A 15,463-nucleotide genomic window follows, 5' to 3' on the forward strand; every position below is an offset into this window, starting at 1 on the left:
GTGCACCTGGTGCCCTTATTCCACCACAGGCATTTGGCTGGCCTGTGAAACTGAAGGAATGTCTACCAGGTTTAACAGCCTTTCCAGTGATCAGATGAAGCATATGAAGCGTTGCATTAACCCATGTTCCCTGAAGTTTTTGATTAACACCCATACACCAGGCAGAAAGTGTATAACCCTCTGCAAACCACCTTGCCGCAAGCCTTATTGCTTCAGAACCACTGAGTTTCCTCCATGTCTTAGTCTGTCTGTCATAAAGAAGAGGCGATTCACCTTCAAAAATAATATCCGATATCTTCTCCGGTTTATAATCTTCAAGAAATTTAAGAAATATAGCAAATCCCCTGTAAAGGTCTTTTATTATCTCTTCCTCTGAATTATATTTCTTTTTCGGGTCAGGATAAACCCTTCTTGGAGTATTTGTATATGTGAGGTCCCAGGCATCTCCCCTTGTACCACCATAAAAGGTCTTGACCCATATCTTTTTTACATCTTCATGTATTCCAAAGCTAACATGTCTTTCAATAAATTTTCTATCAAGATACTTCCATTTTGCATTAACAGTGCCCTTCTCAATATCATATCTTGCCTCATCAAGCTCATGGGTAATTACATAGGCAATAGAATTCAATAAAGCCATGTCTCTACCACTTGCAAATGGAAGCCAGAGATCTGCTATTGTGCCCGAACGGGTCTTTCTTGGATCAGCAAGGATAATCTTTATTCTGTCAGGAAACTTCTGTTTTAATGAAGCAATCCTGTTGAATATTATTGGATGTGCCTCTGCAGTATTGTTACCGATTAGAAAGAATGTATCAGCATGTTTGCCATAATCAGGATCAGGAACATCTATATCATCAAGGCAACCATAAGGCTCATCTTTACCAAAGGTATAGAGATATCCGACAACAGCAGAAGCCATGCACATCCTTGGCTGTCCTTCTATAGAATTATTCGCAAGAAGCCCACCACCCTTGAATACTTTATTCATTATATGGGTTTCTTCTGTTCCTAGCTGACCGCTTCCATAATAGGCTACGCTGAACCTGCCAAACTCTTTAAGTGCTCTTTCAACTGCACTGGCAACAAACTCTATTGTCTCTTCCCATGATATTTCAACAAAATTTTCCTTAAGATCAATCTCTGACGGCTTGAGTCCCTTTGGATCCTTTGTTGTTCTGCCATAAACTACCCGTGGAGAATTATTCATATCTGGCTTTCCTGTCTTTGGATTGATCCATTCCTTTCTGATTAGTGCACCTTTTGGCCTTTCTCTGTAAGAGATTGCCTTATGAAGATAAAATCCCTTTGTGCATAGCACACCCCTGTTAACAGGACTCCTGAGGTCACCTTTCAGCGCAAGGACCTTTATCACCTTTCCACTATCATCAACCTCGCAGTCCGCAACTATGGTGCAGCCAACAGCACAGAATCTGCACTGACCAACAGGTATTGTCTTCATCGGGAAGGGAGCTGCAAAAACCTTTAAAGGACTCTCAATACCTGCTGCAGAGGCAGCAGCTATAATGGCAGTTGTTTTTAGAAAATCCCTTCTTGAGAGTTTCATATTCAACCTCCTATTTTGAAGGTTTTATTATATAACTTGCTGCACCGGTCCTGTCGCCTGCGGGTGAATAGTCTCCATTTGATGCCACTGCCATTACTGTAATAGTCACCTCATCCTTTCTGGAAGGAGCACGCCACTGGAAATTCCATTTTCTTAATTCACTTCCTTCCTGTGTATGGGTTAAAAATCCATTTATGAGCTGGGTATTTTTCTTATCCTTAATTATTAATTTCCCTGCAGATACCTCAAGACTGAATCCACCTCTGCTGTCGCTAATGCTTTCAAGGTCTGAATTTATAGTTACGGTCATTGTGTAGGTCTTGTTGGGGACATAAGATATCGGGACACCTTCAATCTTTACCATGTCTGAAATAATTTCACCCTCATGACATGTCAGACATTCCATAGTCGGAGCACTATTTCTGTGACCCAGGATAAGGTTTACATATAATAAAAAAAATAAATTCATTACCATGAAAGATATTAATAATCTTTTAAACTTCATCTGTGCCTCCAGACAAAAAAAGCGGGGCATTAGCCCCGCCCTCTCATTTAGCAGCTTTCAGTTTATCATCAATTGCCTTCTCAAGGAACTTCACACCGTCAATAGAGGTCTGTATGGATTCAAGGAGGGAGGCCTTTGCCTGATCGGGGTTGTGGAAACCATCAGAATTCTCTGCTGTCCACCACTCCCATTTTGTATGAGCCTTTGTGTGGAACTTTCTTGCCTCTATGAGAACATCTTCAGGTACTCCAACAGATTTTGCAAGCTGATAGGTCTTTACGAATTCAGCAAGCCAGAATTCTGCCTTTCTCATCTTTCCCCTTATATAGTTCTGGATTGCATCTATCTGGTATTCAGCCTCTTTCTCTGTCCAGTAAGGATGACACTTAAGACAGGTATCTTTCTTCATGTATTTTGCACTTCTCTGTCCATGCCATGTGTAGGTCTTCTTACCATCCTTTGTCTTTACCTTTGGCATATGGCAGTCCTTACATTCCACACCGGCACGCTCATGCCTGCTGCCCCAGTAGACCTCTGTTTCAGGATGCTGAATCTTTGAGACAAGTGCACCAGTGACCTCATTACGAAAATCCCTGTATCCCTGTTTCTCCACCCAGGCATCATAATCAAAGACATTTCTCCACTGGAATTCATTTGTCCTTCTATCAGCCATGCCAATAGTTTCGCCTGTCCTGATATCAATTACAGGATTACAATTGTATTCAACATGGCACTGGGCACACATAAGATTAGAATCTGCTTTATTAAGAGTGCCTATTGCTCTGAAGTCCCTGAACATAACCTTTGTCATCGTAATCTTCTTACTCTTTTCTTTATCATAAGGATATGTTCCTTCTGCCCTGTCAACAACTGCATTGATGAGGGCATCCCTTACAACTCGTGGACCTGCAGAATGAGGATCATGGCACATAAAGCAGTTAGCAGGATGATGCAGATCTCTTGCAAACTCCACAACCTTTGATGTCCTGTCCCACCTTGCCTTCGGATGTTTGTCACCCATGTAAGCCCATTTCAATATATGGTCCTGAGTCTTACAGCTCAGACATACTGGATTGGCAGCTGTGGCAGCAGTCCTTGGAGTATAGGGAGGGAATATCTTCTGGTCAGAGCTTGCAGGATCCATGTCCTTTAAAACCTCCCAGGCAGATTTTTCAGCAAGCTTTCCATCATTGACCTTTATCCAGTCCTTTGGCTGGAATCTTCCTCCATATGCCCTGTCAACAAGAAGATGATCAACAAGGGAAAACACATGGCTTCTTGGCTCAGCATGCTCTCTTGTAAAACCATGGGGTCTCATTATTGTGTCAAAAAGCGGTGACCTGCTTGTTGCTGTTGCCTTCTCTACCTTGGGCTTTGACTCGAGATTTACAGCAACAAAGGATTCGTACTGCTCCCTATGGCACTTACCGCAGGTAGCATGGTCAAGCCTTGTGATAGGTTTTGCCTCTGGTCCTTCCTTTAAATGTTTTTCAAGTCCCTCATGGCAGTTTACGCAGTTTACCTTTACATGTTTTCCCTTTGAATGAAAATCCTTGATCTCTTGATGGCAGCCATAACAGGTCTCAACATTTACGGGTTTTATAACCGCTTTTTGCGCGCCAGCTCCTGTTACAAAGTATAGAATCACGAGACAGGATATTACAGATATAATTATCAGCACAAAGCCTCTTTTCATATAACCTCCCCTTTGATATTTATATTAATGCCCGAAGGGCATTCTGTTAAATCTTATCACGAAATAAAGTAAAGTTAGGGTAAAGAGGTGTTAATTTTCTGTTAATTTTATAAAAGCTTGTTTGACAAATATATTTAAAATGAGTTATCTGTGGTATATGGGAACTAATATACTTATTAACATCAAAAATAAGATTGTTTCTGAATTGTTAAATAAATTTATTTCAGGCATCTGCCCTGAGTACAGGATATGCAATCCTGAAAACAGGGATGATCCGGATCTTGTAATTGTTGACCCCGAAACAGTAAAGGATGATATGAAATCCCGCTTCAGTAATACAAAGGTACTGCTTCTTGATTTCGGTACAGATGAAAAAAATCTCATTGATATCTTTCTCCTCTATAAAATTGATGGTATTATCTCTGCAAATACGGACCTTGATCTCTTTAAAAAGGCACTCAGGGTAGTCTGCGAGGACCAGATATGGATTGAAAATAAGTATATAAAACTCATGAAAGAAACAGGGCTTTTATTAAAAAGTAACAGACCTGGTTATATAAGCAGGAGAGAAGCAGAGATACTGCAACTTCTTAAAGAAGGGCTATCTAATAAAGAAATAGCAGCAAAACTTTCCTTAAGTGATCAGACAGTGAAAACCCATCTGAGCAGGATATTTAAAAAATTCAATGTTTCCAGCCGCTCACAGTTAATTACTAATCTCTTAAAGGATAAACTAATCTAAAAGAATTAACCCAAAGGTTTACATTTTTTCCATAATATGTCTAATTGAAATTGTCATCAGTGTCTTCTAAATTGTAATTATAAAAATGCTCTTTTAAATTCTGAAAGAAACCTGCATTCTGATGCATAAATACAAGGCGTAGCTTAAAGATTTAATAAACCTCTAAAAGCCTTTGAAAGGAGGCAAGGATGAACAAAAAATACAATAATAAAAGCATAAAGATACTTGTAACTATAATGCTTTTCGTTGCTCTTATATTTCTAAAGATAAATATTCAGACAGCTTATGCCTACAATGCCGGCTCAAGCCCTTCAGCTAATGAAGTTCATCAATGGATTACCGTGAAAGCAATAGATTATTTATTGAGCAGGCAGGATAACATTTCATGGATGTATCGAGAGATTCTATATACCTATCGTGATTCTGTATTAGAAGGTATCTGGAGGGCAGATCATACAGGCAGCACCATCTGTAAATGGGATGCAGAGCTATTAGGTCATGAGTGGCACGAGGCCTTTGATTGTGACACACTNCATCATTACTTTCAGACAGGTCCTATTGAAACAGGTCTTTTTGGGTATGAATGGGTCAATATCGCCTATTCTGGAAACCTTACAGCTCAGCAATATGCAGCCGGCTTATTTGATACAGCCAGAAGATTCTGGCCTGGTGGCTCCGTTCCAATTCTGGGAGCGCTGGAATATGTTAATGCAGGAGCTACTCTGTGTCCCGATATACCACTTCTTGAATGCAGTACAACAGGCAGTCTCATGGGTACTTACAAAGGGGGAATGCCGCAGTGTCAGCGCTACTATTCAGATTATTTAAGGAGCATATATACGACAAAACCTCATCCAGATGATATTCTTTACTGCCTGAATTATTCCTGTGGTATAAATATTTCGGATTGTTATGGCGGATTTTACTGTGGATTTACTGAGGGTGACTTAAAGGATCTGGGTTGTTATAGCGGCTTTATGAATTGTCTGAAACAAAAAGCACAGGGCAGGGCAAACCTTGAAGCCCTTAATTACTGCCCAACCTGGCCAGTAAGATACAATAATCAGAGAATCAGCGGCGATGAAAATGTCAGCGATGCCTTATTCTATCTTGGCTGGATACTCCATCTCATTCAGGATCTAACCGTACCCTATCATATTTCAAATGATGCAACTGCTGACCACCGTTCTTGGGAGGATTCTATAAGTAATGCCATAAAAAATCCGAGCAACTATGATTTTATTCATCTTCCGCTGTTACCTGGTGCCTCTTACCGCCATAGTACAAGAACTGCAGTGGGTGATTTTTATGGCCGCATAAGTGAACCCATGTCATCTATTGCTCTTGAGATTGGCAGTTTAACTTCCACCTTTGCTTCATCAATGTCAGGAAATGGCCTTAAAGAGATCCTCCTTGACACAGCAATAAAATCATCAGCAGCTCTGATAGAAAAGTACTTCAGAGAAATTACACCACTTGATGATGCCTTTGAGAATAATGATAGCAGACCGGCTGCGGGCTGGCTTTCTCTTCGAAAATTTAATATTTTAGGCGGAGGGTATGTATATAAAGGTGATTACTCTTCTTTGACCCTTTATCCCGGAGATCCAGATTGTTACAGTATACGGCTACCTGAAAATTTCATGGATTTATTAATTGATTTATATTTTGTAAAAATTACCGGTAACGAAGGGGTATGGCTGAACTTCTATAAGGGAGAGACTTCACTTCAGGGATATTCCCTACGCAGTATCCCCGGCGGAATACATGTAGAGGCAAAGGAACTTACCGAAGATGATTATACCTTCTGTATTGGGTCTCAGAAAAATTATCCTTTTAATTATTCACTTCAAATCACGGCAATACCGAATATATATTTACAAAACAATCCCAAAATTTATGTAATACCTAATACAATAAATCTGACTTCTGCAAATGATAAAAGGGAATTAACAATTTATAACAGGGGTGGCACTGCTTTATATGTTTACGGATTGACTACAGGTCTGGATTTAGAGGGAAAAGGACCGGTTTTTGTGATAGATTTCAATTATGGTTCTGAGCCCTGTGGCAATATCCCGATAACTATTCCTTCACTGAACGCCTGTACAGTGGGTGTGGCCGTAAATGCAGAGTTTTTAAAAATTATAGCTGTAAATTATCATGATAATCTAATTATTGATTCAAACGATGAAGATCTGAATATAGAACTCGGACTGGTATATGGACCGCTTATAGGAGATTTCGGAACAATCTATGCACCTTTCTTCAGACCCGATCTTCCATACATATTTATTCCGGAAACAAGAATTGATTTCGGAGATATACTTGTAGGCGGTGAAATAACGCTGGGAATAAATATCTTCAATACGGGTGGAAAGGACCTCACCATAAACAGGGTCTATCTGCAGGGAGTTTCCAAGTCAGAACCAGAATATTTTCATTATAATTTTTATTCACAAAATAATAAAGATCCTTTATCAGTTCAGCCCGGTGGCGTTGTTACTGTTTATATTACATTTAATCCTAACGAACTTGGTTCCCATTCAGCCAATCTAATAATCGAATCAAATGATCCAGAACAGCCTCAGATTATTATCACGCTTGCTGGAAGGGGTTTTGAATTAATCCCGGGTGATTTTGATCGTGACATGGATGTTGACAGGGATGATATGAACATACTTATCTCCTTCTTTGACGAATCAGTTAAAAATGGTGCTCTCACCGGCTCCGGACCGGGCAAATCTGCTGGAAACAGGCTGAAGGCTCTGAGAAACATGCTCGTCAAATCAGGTCAGCTTATAGAGGCTGGTGATATATCCGGTGCCTGTGCGCAGTTCATGGATGCCTACAGAAGAACAGACGGACAGCCAGTGCCACCAGATTTTGTTACAGGTCAGGCAGCTCCAAATCTTTCAAAAATGATTCAGCGAATCATGGAAGGTCTCTGTAAATAAAAAGGCATTTGCCTTCACAAAAAAGAAGGCAGTTGATATTCAAGGAGGCAATTATGAAAAGATTGGTATTGATTATACTTGGTTTAAATTTTCTATTCATCTCAAGTTCCAGTGCCTTCAATCCTGGAACGCATATTTATATAGCTGAAAAGGTTTTTCAGATCCAGGATAATGACCTTTATTATGGAAGCATCGCACCCGATATAGCAATTTATGCTGATCCTGAAAAATGGCCTTTTTCATTTGAGGATACCCATTATTTCTATATTGACCTCAGGCCATATGCTGTTAATTATACTCAGAGAATATTTGCCCTTGGCTGGCTGAGCCATAATGAAGTCTCTGGAGCTGACTATTATGCCCACAGAATAAATCCCCTTGGAAACAATATATGTGTTACAAACGGATACTATCAGGGATATGTAATAGAGAAGGCCTGTAAGCTAAGAGAAATTACAGGTATTGATCCAGAATTTGCTCACATGATAATAGAATCAGCTATAGACCTTCTGCTCCGTAACAGAGATGATAGAAGACTGGGAGAAAAATTGCTCTACAGTAATCTCTTTCGTTCTGCAGGTGATTTAAATCTTCTGATAAAAGTATTTGTCTGGAAAGTAAAAAGGACAGATTTACTCACCCTTGCCACCGCAGAGCTGACATTCAGAAATCTTGTAAACAGATATGCAATTGCACTTACACTTCCTGATCCTTACAACAAAAAAGCCCTTGCAGCATTGGGCTCCCAGTTAGCCCTTGAGATGTTCGGCGTAGAGGTCACAGAGGAAGACGCTTTAAATCTGCTTGAAATCGCTGTCTCGCTCTGTGAAAGAGATTATAAGAATGCAGTTGATATTACAATCAGAGAGATAAAAAAAGGCTTTAACTTTTCAAAATAGATTAAACCTTCTCAACCCAGTATGGACTTTTTAAGTCCTCAAAGGCTGAGAGAGCAGCAAGTGATCCCTGTGAAACTGCTACTACTATCTGCTTTACGCCACCTGTGATATCTCCTGCTGCATACACATAGGGCATGGATGTCCTCATATGAGAATCCACCACTATATATCCCTGTTCATCGAGTTTAAGGCCTAGCATGTTTGCCACCCTGTTGCTAGGCTCATAGCCAATGGCTATGAATACGCCATCAATAGGCATCTCCCTTATTGAGCCATCTTTATTGTTTTTTATCTTTACTGCCTTAACAATCTTATCACCAGTTATCTCAATGACCTCTGAATTCCAGAGGACCTTTATCCCTTCTTTTATCAAGCTCTCCTGAAGCCTCATTTCAGCCCTGAACTGATCACGTCTGTGCACAACAGTCACATCTGCTCCGAGAGACTTGAGATAAAGGGCATAGGTGAGGGCTGTGTTTCCGCCGCCAACAACTATGACCTTCTTTCCATCCTTGAATAAATAACCATCACACTCTGCGCAGTAACTCACTCCTCTTCCATAAAATCTCTTTTCTCCAGGGACATCGAGCCTCTTATTTGATGCACCTGTGGCAATGATTATTGCCCTTGCAATATATACTGCCCTGTTTGTCTTAACATGGAATTCATGGTCAACCTTATGTATATCCTTCACATCCTCACCGATGTGTATCTCTGTATACTGCGCAGCATGTTGAATGAGGAGCTCAACAAGGGTCTTGCCGGGAATCCTTGCAAATCCAGGATAGTTCTCAACAACAGGTGTTATTGCTACCTGTCCACCAGGGGTTGTCCTCTCAAGGACAACAGTCTTCAGGCCTGCCCTCTCTGCGTAAATAGCAGCAGTCAGTCCTGCAGGCCCACCACCAATGATAACAATATCTTTTCTTACAGGTTCTGAAGGAACCTCTGTATATTCAAACCTTATTCCCTCCCGGGGTGCTTCTGGATTGAGAAGGGAATTTATAAAATCATCCTCTGATTCAACACCAGGTGCTGTGAGGATATCATTTATATAGGTCTGGGGCACAGAGACTATTCCGAGCTCAAGGGCAAGATCTTTGTTCTCATATATCTCTATAACCTCCACACTCACTAATTCTTTCCTGAAAATGGCAGCAGAAACAGCATAGCTAACCTGCTGCGGACAGTAAGGACAGAGAGGGCTTACATAGACCTTTACATCCCTTTTTTCCTTGAGCTTCATTAGTTTCTTAAGGGATTTTTCAGAAAGCACTGTTGTTCCTGTGGATGCCATGATTATGGTCATGATAAGGGAGCGGCCCTCTTCTCCAACCGGTGCACCAGTGAAACGGATATTATATTTATCCGGTGCTATAAGGAGGGTTGGTGACCTAAGGACATTCCTCTCTTTTGATTTCTCATCTCCTATAGAATAAAAGGCTGGTTTTATCTTTGGAGATAATTCTCCAAGGACTGTTAGTAGCTCCTTTGCAGCCCTGTTAAAGGCATCATTAACACCCTCTTTTGTAAAAAGCTCAATGACAACCTCATCCCTGAGGTCTCTGAAGGCATCTCTCAATACATTCTTTATATCCTCTGTAATTAGCTCTTTTTCTGCCATGTGAATGATTAGAGGAATAATTTCTCAGGCTCTATTTTAAAACTACAGTATTCCCTGAGCTCTATCTCAAAGCTACCGGTATCACTGTCAAAGACCTTATCGTATTTATCTTCTCCCAGTCACCTTCCCATCTTCTGTAGTCTTCTAAAGTATATCTCGGTACATATTCTTCAGCAAGGGACATTTTTAAAACTCCTTAAAAAGCTTACACCAATGTTATTTCTTAGGTCAATAATGAATTTTATGAAGGATTATGAAAAGACCTGCAAATTCAGTTATAATAGGCTATGGAAAAGCTGGGCCTCATAACAGGGCTATTTAATCTAGCCTTTATTCTTAACCTGCCCTCAGGATTTCTTAGAGGAGGGGCAAAAAGGTTCTCTCCCAGATGGTTCATCTTCATCCATCTACCCATACCTTTTATAGCCCTTGCAAGGATATTCTCTCACATAGAGGTTCTCTACATACCCCTTTTTCTGCTGTCATCAATTCTTGGACAGATAATAGGAAATAAAATCAGGTTTGAGGTGTAATAATGAAATGGCTTGAAGAGGCTGACAAAAAAATCAGAGCCGGAGAAATCCTTCTTAAGGAAAACCATTATGACAGCTCCTGCCTAATGAGCTATCTGGCAGCCCATATCTCTCTTTACCAGCTAATTGAAGAGAAGGAACAGCTATTCTCCAATCCCTCACTGGTATATATCCTTAAGAAATTCTCTGAAGCTCCTTCGGAGATACTCCATTCAGCAAAGGTCCTCGAAACCTACAGTCTTCCATTGAGAATGCCCTCTTCTATTCCAGAGGGAGTCCCGTCTGAATATATTGACAAGACAATGGCAGAGGAGGCACTCAGGCATGCAAAGACCATCATGGAATTCGTTAAAAGAGAAATGGGGTAATCTGTTTTTCTTTGATGGTCTGAGTCTTTTTCTCAGCAGAATTCATGAAGAAAGGACAAAGGCCATTGCTGGAGTTATACTCTTTGACCCTTATGAAAGACCTTTACCTCCAAATTATCCTCCCCTTTATGTGTTAGTAATCTACAAAGATGAAATAGATTTTCTTAAGAATAATCTTAAACTAAGGAATCTTGACCACGATGGCATTATAGAACCCATCGGTTATGGAATAGAGACCTTTAAGAAAATGATAAGAAAAAACAATCCTCTTGCAAAGGCATCTCTTATAAATGGAATAGTTCTTTATGAGCTTAACTCAGGACTCAGGGAACTGGAAATCCTTTGATTATTTTTCTATATAACCTTCAATAAGAATATCTTCCTCAAGACGCCTTATCTTTATATCCTTCAACCTCCATGGATTCTCAAGACCTGTAGATATTCCTCCTACAGGAGTGAGAGAATCTTTACCACCTATTATCTTCGGAGCAATGAAAAATAAGACCTTATCAACTATCTCATCCTTTAGGGCATAATAATTAAGGGATGAACCACCTTCTATTAACACAGAGGTGATACCTTTCTGATACAGCCTCTTAAGGGCATCTTTAAGGTTGAGCCTTTCAGATTCAAAATACTCAATCGAAACACCCTGGGGTAAAGGAGGGTGGTCTGTCCTTTTTGTAAATATTATTGTAGCTGGCGGGGTATTCATAACCCTTGCGTTAAGAGGAGTCTCAAAATCAGGGTCTATAACAACCCTTACAGGATTCTTTCCCTTAACATATCTCACCGTGAGCTCAGGATCGTCAGCCTTAACTGTACCGATTGCTGTGAGAACAGCATCTACTGAACTTCTTAATCTATGAACATATCTTCTGGAGCTAAGAGAGGTAATCCATTTTGATTCACCCTTTTCAGTTGCGATCTTTCCATCAAGTGTCATTGCAATTTTTAAAATAACAAAGGGTAAGCCTGTAGTTATGTGTTTTATATAAAACTCATTAAGCCGCCTTGCCTCCTCCTCAAGAACCCCTGTTTTGACCTCTATACCTGCCTTTCTTAAAAGTTCAACACCCCTTCCCGATACCTTTGGGTTTGGATCAATCATACCGATAACAACCCTTTTTATTCCTGCCTTAATAATAGCCTGTGCACAGGGCGGGGTTCTCTTGTCAAGATGGCAGCACGGTTCAAGATTCACATAAAGGGTAGCTCCTTTTGCTTTTGAGCCTGCCCTCTCAAGTGCCACTGCCTCTGCATGGGGAAGCCCTGGTCTTTCATGATAGCCTTCAGCAATAATCCTGCCTGACCTTACAACCACTGCACCCACAAGGGGATTTGGTGAGGTCATACCGAGTGCTTTCCTTGCAAGCCTTAAAGCCCTCTTCATATAAAAGATATCTGAGGACATGAAAGATTTTAATCCAATCTATATTATCTCTTCAAGAAGTAAAAATAAATTTTAGGAAAAGAAACTTGGAGGAATTGTTAATGGTGATAATTACTGTAATTCATTATCTGTGAAATATTATATAATCAGCATCGTCAACCGTAACCTTTTCACTGCCCGATGGAAGATCAGGCAAAATTACCCTGTACTTTAAATCTGCAAGTCTTTTGAGCTGTCTCGGTATACCGTATTTCCAGGCATGGATGCTCCCGGTTAATACCACTACCTTTCTCTGAGGATTTCTCTTCATGTATTCATTAATGTACCATGCCATAGATTGATCCCAGGCGATCTGGGCTTCGCAGAAAAACTGAAAGGACCTCCTGTCATGAGCCTTCACCTGAAAAATCTTTATAAGGAGATCCATATATTTTTCATCCACCTCACAGCTTATCCCTGGAGGTAGCTTTGATAGTTCCTTCTCAGTTAAAGATAGAAAACCCTTTTCGGCAATCTTCCTTGTTATCTCCCTCGGTACATTCAGACCGACCATGGGAATTTTATTATCCCTCGCATAGAGAAAGATATCCTTGTAATACTTCCAGCCAATTCCCCAGTTCCTGTAAAATGCCTCAATAAATTCTCTCTCACCAATCTCGCCTGATACCCACCTGTCAAGTATCTTCTGGTCTTGAGCAGTAAACATCTCAAGGCCTATGGCAATCGCTATTCCTTTTTCATGAAGGGCCTTTATTATCTCAAGCTGGGTTTCATGATGTTTTTCAAAACCGTGACTTTCTCCAATAAATACAACATCAGCTTTAGTAAGATCATCTACCATATTCTGAAAAGAATACCTGCCCTTCTCTACTTTAAATATATACTTTCCAGAATAACTGAAAGAAATTATTAAGAAAGAAAAAGTAGCAAGCACTATACCCAGAAGTAAGAGAAGTAGTAAAAATTTATTCTTAAGAAAGGTATACATACTTTAATTTAGCACAAAGCAGAACCAAAAACCACTATCGCTTCTGTTTTATAATACTCTGTACTAAAGCTGAAAATAAACTTAAAAGAAGATGTTCCTTAGTGTTTGAAAAAAAATCTATATAACAATCACTATAAAAACTTAAAAACTTACTAAATCTTCTCCATTCAAATTCAGAGATTTTAAAATTACTTTTCCCGTCATATAAAGAAAATCTATATGAACCAAATCTTGTTGTTAAATAGGCTACCTTTTCTCCTATACTATTATAGAGATGTGCTGTCACAAAGGGTTTTGTAAGATCTATTTTTAAAAAATCTCTAAATCTGCATATTTCATAAACATAAATGTTTTCATTTAACTGACCTTTTAAAAAATACCTCCTGTCATCTAAAAAAATCCTTTTTCTTTTTAGATAGAATTTTTGATCCCAGGATTCTATAAATATTTCATAATCGAGAGGAAAGATCATTCTAAAAACTGTAAAATAAAGAATTTTTCTTAAAAGATTAATATTCTTCTCTTTAATCTCTCCTATACATGCATCTCCATCAAAAACCTCCCCGCTAAAGGGTTTATAAAAACCACTTGTAACTTTCAAATAAAGCTTCTTCATAGAGAAATTATATCAAAAGTGCTCTATAAATCTAAAAGATAATCCCGGCTAAAAAAGTTGTATAGTAAAAATCTAAGTTACCAGCAGAATTAACCTGGTATCGTGCACCAAATAAAAACTGTTTGTATGAATATTTAAGCTCTATACCATAACCAAGCCCTAAATCTATGTATTCACTCTCTTCCTCTCTATAACCAAGAGTATTTTTAAATTCAGATTTAGATGACCCATCAATGGGTATAAACACTTCTGCAATAAATTCTAAACGATGAGGTCCTGTTTCTCCTTTAAACCTGAATGACTCAGTAATATAAAACTCACTTATCCTAGCACTTCCTTCACCTTTAATTAAAGGATTATTTACAAGATCAAAATTAACATCCATCCATGTGACCCTCCAGACCGGACCAAAGAAAAAACCCACAGAATCATCTCCTTCAAGGGCAAGAGCGGTTCTCAAAGCAATTGTTTTAACATCTGAAGCAATTTTAAATCCATACTTATCCATATCCTTCATATCAGTAAAAAAAGCAGATACCTCTGATCTCACCACAAGCAGGTCAGAGATCTTTAAATAATTCACTCCCCTGATGCCATAAAGTATTCCCTCCTGCCTTAAAGTACCGCTACCACCGGGACCTGTGACCTTCATATTTTTTACAACTATAGTACCTCCAGTAGCCTCTATAGAAGTCTCAGCAAAACATACACCCACGAAAGCCAAACTGATTAATAGGATAACTACATAAACAACCTTCCTCATCCTTACCTCCTGTTTTTTATTCAAAAAATAACTTTTAATCTAAGTATCAAAAATATTGAAATTTTATTTAAATTTTATATTATTTTTCAAGACAATTTTTTCTATCAGCGTTCTCTAACTCTTTAAGAATCTTCGGAGTCTCTGTCATCAATCTTAATTTGTAACATCACTCCCTCTTCCCCCTCCATCCTGAAAAAGATAAAACACATATGCTCCATTAAGGAGTAACGATCACCTTCAAAGGCATATCCGACATACCTACCTTTATATCCCACATGGATCAAATAAAACAAATTTGACTGAGAAACTTAATCAAATCTTTTGTAGCTTTATATCCCACATGGTTCAGATGAAACTTTTATTGCCGCATTGATAAACTGCTAAAGGTTTGTTCTTTATATCCCACATGGTTCAGATGAAACATTTTTTTCAACTCCCATAACGATTCTGTTGCCATCCTTTATATCCCACATGGTTCAGATGAAACTGTAAATGTTGTCGCATTGACATAAGTGAATGTAAGCGACTTTATATCCCACATGGTTCAGATGAAACATTTACAGCATGCCCTGAATTCAATGAATGCCCAACTTTATATCCCACATGGTTCAGATGAAACTTATGTAGGAAAGTTGGTTGTTGAAATAATGAGTAGCTTTATATCCCACATGGTTCAGATGAAACATAGCGTCATCAGCCAAGACTGATGGAGGCACTACGCTCTTTATATCCCACATGGTTCAGATGAAACAATTCAAAGCCTTTTTAAATTTTTCTATATCATTTTCTTTATATCCCACATGGTTCAGATG

At 39.2% G+C, this 15,463-nt stretch carries 15 protein-coding genes and 1 CRISPR repeat array; of the genes, 6 read left to right on the forward strand and 9 right to left on the reverse strand.

Going from position 1 to position 15,463, the window contains the following annotated elements:
* The 3 genes from N2257_07920 to N2257_07930 form a co-directional block, all read right to left on the reverse strand.
* Positions 1 to 1,567 (reverse strand): molybdopterin-dependent oxidoreductase (locus N2257_07920; GenBank protein MCX7794310.1); only part of this gene is annotated, 1,567 nt, incomplete at its 3' end.
* 10 nt (positions 1,568 to 1,577) lie between these two features.
* Positions 1,578 to 2,072, reverse strand: coding sequence for a hypothetical protein (locus tag N2257_07925; protein MCX7794311.1), 495 nt, complete (start codon positions 2,070 to 2,072; stop codon positions 1,578 to 1,580).
* 43 nt (positions 2,073 to 2,115) lie between these two features.
* Positions 2,116 to 3,768, reverse strand: coding sequence for an ammonia-forming cytochrome c nitrite reductase subunit c552 (locus N2257_07930; GenBank protein MCX7794312.1), 1,653 nt, complete (start codon positions 3,766 to 3,768; stop codon positions 2,116 to 2,118).
* A gap of 157 nt (positions 3,769 to 3,925) precedes the next feature.
* Between N2257_07930 and N2257_07935 the strand changes: the two genes are divergently transcribed.
* The 3 genes from N2257_07935 (at position 3,926) to N2257_07945 (ending at position 8,366) form a co-directional block, all read left to right on the forward strand.
* Complete coding sequence (locus N2257_07935; GenBank protein ID MCX7794313.1) at positions 3,926 to 4,510, forward strand: response regulator transcription factor; 585 nt, start codon at positions 3,926 to 3,928, stop codon at positions 4,508 to 4,510.
* 188 nt (positions 4,511 to 4,698) lie between these two features.
* The gene (locus tag N2257_07940; GenBank protein MCX7794314.1) at positions 4,699 to 7,467 is read left to right on the forward strand and encodes a choice-of-anchor D domain-containing protein; all 2,769 of its coding nucleotides are present in this window, start codon (positions 4,699 to 4,701) and stop codon (positions 7,465 to 7,467) included.
* A gap of 53 nt (positions 7,468 to 7,520) precedes the next feature.
* Entirely contained in the window at positions 7,521 to 8,366 is an 846-nt protein-coding gene (locus tag N2257_07945; GenBank protein ID MCX7794315.1) for a zinc dependent phospholipase C family protein, read from the forward strand.
* A 1-nt stretch (position 8,367) separates the two neighbouring features.
* On the opposite strand, the gene trxB is transcribed toward N2257_07945, so the two are convergent.
* Together trxB and N2257_07955 are read right to left on the reverse strand one after the other, a co-directional pair.
* Positions 8,368 to 9,990: a thioredoxin-disulfide reductase gene (gene trxB / locus N2257_07950; protein MCX7794316.1), complete on the reverse strand. Its 1,623-nt coding sequence runs from the start codon at positions 9,988 to 9,990 to the stop codon at positions 8,368 to 8,370.
* A 61-nt stretch (positions 9,991 to 10,051) separates the two neighbouring features.
* On the reverse strand, positions 10,052 to 10,174 hold the full coding sequence (locus N2257_07955) for a hypothetical protein (GenBank protein MCX7794317.1): 123 nt from the start codon (positions 10,172 to 10,174) through the stop codon (positions 10,052 to 10,054).
* A 103-nt stretch (positions 10,175 to 10,277) separates the two neighbouring features.
* Here N2257_07955 and N2257_07960 point away from each other — a divergent pair, with 103 nt between their 5' ends.
* From N2257_07960 to N2257_07970, 3 genes are read left to right on the forward strand one after another with little or no spacing between them, the layout of a single operon-like run.
* Positions 10,278 to 10,523, forward strand: coding sequence for a hypothetical protein (locus tag N2257_07960; GenBank protein MCX7794318.1), 246 nt, complete (start codon positions 10,278 to 10,280; stop codon positions 10,521 to 10,523).
* Between the two features lie 2 nt (positions 10,524 to 10,525).
* Entirely contained in the window at positions 10,526 to 10,891 is a 366-nt protein-coding gene (locus N2257_07965) for a HEPN domain-containing protein (GenBank protein ID MCX7794319.1), read from the forward strand.
* Positions 10,848 to 11,237, forward strand: a complete 390-nt coding sequence (locus N2257_07970; protein ID MCX7794320.1) for a hypothetical protein — start codon at positions 10,848 to 10,850, stop codon at positions 11,235 to 11,237. The genes N2257_07965 and N2257_07970 overlap by 44 nt, the downstream gene beginning before the upstream one ends.
* On the opposite strand, the gene ribD is transcribed toward N2257_07970, so the two are convergent.
* From ribD to N2257_07990, 4 genes are all read right to left on the reverse strand, one after another.
* Positions 11,238 to 12,305 (reverse strand): bifunctional diaminohydroxyphosphoribosylaminopyrimidine deaminase/5-amino-6-(5-phosphoribosylamino)uracil reductase RibD, encoded by a 1,068-nt coding sequence (ribD, locus tag N2257_07975; GenBank protein MCX7794321.1) that lies wholly within the window; start codon positions 12,303 to 12,305, stop codon positions 11,238 to 11,240. It lies immediately after the preceding gene.
* Positions 12,306 to 12,408: 103 nt separating this feature from the next.
* Positions 12,409 to 13,272 (reverse strand): ChaN family lipoprotein, encoded by an 864-nt coding sequence (locus N2257_07980; protein ID MCX7794322.1) that lies wholly within the window; start codon positions 13,270 to 13,272, stop codon positions 12,409 to 12,411.
* 34 nt (positions 13,273 to 13,306) lie between these two features.
* The gene (locus N2257_07985) at positions 13,307 to 13,888 is read right to left on the reverse strand and encodes a hypothetical protein (protein ID MCX7794323.1); all 582 of its coding nucleotides are present in this window, start codon (positions 13,886 to 13,888) and stop codon (positions 13,307 to 13,309) included.
* A 31-nt stretch (positions 13,889 to 13,919) separates the two neighbouring features.
* On the reverse strand, positions 13,920 to 14,651 hold the full coding sequence (locus N2257_07990; protein MCX7794324.1) for a hypothetical protein: 732 nt from the start codon (positions 14,649 to 14,651) through the stop codon (positions 13,920 to 13,922).
* A 262-nt stretch (positions 14,652 to 14,913) separates the two neighbouring features.
* A CRISPR array of direct repeats spans positions 14,914 to 15,462; the repeat unit is 24 nt; unit sequence CTTTATATCCCACATGGTTCAGAT.
* Position 15,463 lies beyond the last annotated feature (1 nt).

This window comes from Thermodesulfovibrionales bacterium (genome assembly GCA_026417875.1).
Lineage (GTDB): Bacteria > Nitrospirota > Thermodesulfovibrionia > Thermodesulfovibrionales > CALJEL01 > CALJEL01.

Coding starts and splice junctions, on each gene's coding strand:
- N2257_07965 (MCX7794319.1), top strand. CDS start 10,526: ATGAAATGGCTTGAAGAGGCTGACAAAAAAATCAGAGCCGGAGAAATC.
- N2257_07970 (MCX7794320.1), top strand. CDS start 10,848: ATGCAAAGACCATCATGGAATTCGTTAAAAGAGAAATGGGGTAATCTG.
- N2257_07960 (MCX7794318.1), top strand. CDS start 10,278: ATGGAAAAGCTGGGCCTCATAACAGGGCTATTTAATCTAGCCTTTATT.
- ribD (MCX7794321.1), bottom strand. CDS start 12,305: ATGTCCTCAGATATCTTTTATATGAAGAGGGCTTTAAGGCTTGCAAGG.
- N2257_07935 (MCX7794313.1), top strand. CDS start 3,926: ATGGGAACTAATATACTTATTAACATCAAAAATAAGATTGTTTCTGAA.
- N2257_07985 (MCX7794323.1), bottom strand. CDS start 13,888: ATGAAGAAGCTTTATTTGAAAGTTACAAGTGGTTTTTATAAACCCTTT.
- N2257_07930 (MCX7794312.1), bottom strand. CDS start 3,768: ATGAAAAGAGGCTTTGTGCTGATAATTATATCTGTAATATCCTGTCTC.
- N2257_07945 (MCX7794315.1), top strand. CDS start 7,521: ATGAAAAGATTGGTATTGATTATACTTGGTTTAAATTTTCTATTCATC.
- N2257_07955 (MCX7794317.1), bottom strand. CDS start 10,174: ATGTCCCTTGCTGAAGAATATGTACCGAGATATACTTTAGAAGACTAC.
- trxB (MCX7794316.1), bottom strand. CDS start 9,990: ATGGCAGAAAAAGAGCTAATTACAGAGGATATAAAGAATGTATTGAGA.
- N2257_07980 (MCX7794322.1), bottom strand. CDS start 13,272: ATGTATACCTTTCTTAAGAATAAATTTTTACTACTTCTCTTACTTCTG.
- N2257_07925 (MCX7794311.1), bottom strand. CDS start 2,072: ATGAAGTTTAAAAGATTATTAATATCTTTCATGGTAATGAATTTATTT.
- N2257_07990 (MCX7794324.1), bottom strand. CDS start 14,651: ATGAGGAAGGTTGTTTATGTAGTTATCCTATTAATCAGTTTGGCTTTC.